Below are 976 nucleotides of genomic sequence, written 5' to 3' on the forward strand. Positions count from 1 at the left end.
GAACGACCTTCCGTCAAATCCAGCTCTTTTAAAAACTCACCGATGCGCCGATTCCGGTAGCGACGGCTGACAGCTTTACCTGCTTGTAAGTCCTGCAAACGGATAGAGGGGTCTGGACCTGGGAAGCTCAGTACCATCAGTTCTTGTCCATCGAGACGTATTTCAATGGGTTCACGAATTTCATAGGAACGATGGTACACCGCGTTCACGACCGCCTCTTCAATGGCAGCCAATGGGTAGTTCCAGAAACGTTCAGCCTGAGGGCGATCAGCGTGTTTTGTCACGCCCTCTTTAAGGTAGTTTCGATTGATGTAGTCCAGAGCATCACGAGTGATGCGACCAAGCGGCCCCTTGAACACTTTTTCTTCAAAATGGTCACCGCCTGCACCGTCAGGAAAGTACACCACGTCTATCTGAGTCGCGGGGAAGAATTGCTCGGGTTGCTCATTAAAAAACAGGAGGCCAACATTCTTGGGAAAGGCCATTTCACTTGGCCCACCCACTACGTTCATACGGCGCCCCAAAGTTTCAATATCCAGCTCACGAGCTTCAGCCAACAATTCACTGCCAATCTCGTGCAAGAAATCACGCAGCAAATAAGGTGACAGATCATTCAAGGTGGCCATTTGGCGGTAGCGATCGTCAAAAGGCACGGTAGCCGCCAAACTGAGCAGCTCACGTTCATTCTGTCCCGAGGCCTTCACGGTACTGGTGTGTTTACGCAGGTAATAAGCCCAATCGCTCTTGTTGCTCAAGCTGGCCTTGGCTTTGTAAGGGCGAGTCTCTCCGCCAGGCGCCCATAGTACAAGGATCGTTTTGCCCTGGATCTCATAGGTAGCCGTTAACGGATGATAATGTGGCGCAATGGCTGAATGCCCCAGATTCAACAGCTCTTTCTGGATGGCATCGATTTGTTCGGGTAACAAACCAGCCGGTGGTAGCTGTGGCTGACCATTTTCCTCTGCAACACCAACAA

At 51.2% G+C, this 976-nt stretch carries 1 protein-coding gene; it reads right to left on the reverse strand.

From position 1 onward, the window contains the following. Nucleotides 1-976: AlbA family DNA-binding domain-containing protein (locus B7L71_RS10725; protein ID WP_446497425.1), on the reverse strand; the 976-nt coding region annotated here is incomplete at both ends.

The sequence above is a fragment of the Halomonas sp. BC2 genome (genome assembly GCF_002078115.1).
Taxonomy (GTDB): domain Bacteria; phylum Pseudomonadota; class Gammaproteobacteria; order Pseudomonadales; family Halomonadaceae; genus Vreelandella; species Vreelandella stevensii.